The organism is Frankia sp. CeTa3Moorea, from assembly GCF_978021225.1.
Genome location: NZ_CDXDOR010000019.1, coordinates 4,710 through 5,781 on the forward strand (window position 1 = coordinate 4,710; position 1,072 = coordinate 5,781).

Genomic DNA, 1,072 nt, shown 5'->3' on the forward strand with positions numbered 1-1,072 from the left:
ATCGCCGTCTGGCCATCACGCCCGGCTATCGCGTCCGGCCATTGCGAGGTCACCGGACCGGCCGCCTCCCGGGAGGCGGCCGGAACTTCCCGAGTGCCTACTCGCTGGACTTGGCCAGATCGACCGGCGGGGCATCGGGCACCTGGTTCGGCTTCACCTCGCCACGGAAGACGAACTTCGCCTCGTCACCATCGCCTTCGACGTCCCCGACGACGATCTCGCCCGGCTTGAGCGTGCCGTACAGGATCTTCTCGGACAGCACGTCCTCGATCTCCCGTTGGATCGTCCGGCGCAGTGGCCGGGCGCCCAGCACCGGGTCGTACCCCTTCTTCGCCAGCAGGGCCTTGGCGGCCGACGTCAGCTCGAGAGCCATGTCCTTGTTCTTGAGCTGGGCGTCCACCCGGGCCAGCATCAGATCGACGATCTGGATGATCTCGGCCTCGGACAGCTGGTGGAAGACGATGATGTCGTCGATCCGGTTGAGGAACTCGGGCCGGAAGTGCTGCTTGAGCTCGTCCTGAACCTTCGCCTTCATCCGCTCGTAGTCGACGGCGCCCTGACCGGTGGCGAACCCGATGCCGGGGCCCTTGGAGATGTCCCGGGTGCCCAGGTTCGACGTCATGATCAGAACGGTGTTCTTGAAGTCGACCAGCCGGCCCTGGGAGTCGGTCAGCCGACCGTCCTCCAGGATCTGCAGGAGGGTGTTGAAGACGTCGGGGTGCGCCTTCTCGACCTCGTCGAACAGGACCACCGAGAACGGCTTGCGCCGCACCCGCTCGGTGAGTTGGCCGCCCTCCTCGTAGCCGACGTAGCCGGGCGGGGAACCCACCAGCCGCGAGACGGTGTGCTTCTCCATGTACTCGGACATGTCGAGCTGGATGAGCGCGTCCTCGTCACCGAAGAGGAACTCGGCGAGCGTCTTGGACAGCTCCGTCTTACCGACACCGGACGGGCCGGCGAAGATGAACGAACCGCCGGGGCGCTTGGGGTCCTTCAGCCCGGCACGGGTGCGCCGGATCGCCTGGGAGACGGCCTTGATGGCCTGCTGCTGGCCGATGACGCGCTTGTGTAG

The 1,072-nt window shown here is 66.4% G+C and carries 1 protein-coding gene; it reads right to left on the bottom strand.

What is annotated here, in order from left to right; all coding sequences use genetic code 11:
- Window positions 1-97: 97 nt before the first annotated feature.
- A partial coding sequence (locus AC08OV_RS05900) for an AAA family ATPase (RefSeq protein ID WP_476619421.1) occupies window positions 98-1,072 on the bottom strand: 975 nt, incomplete at its 5' end.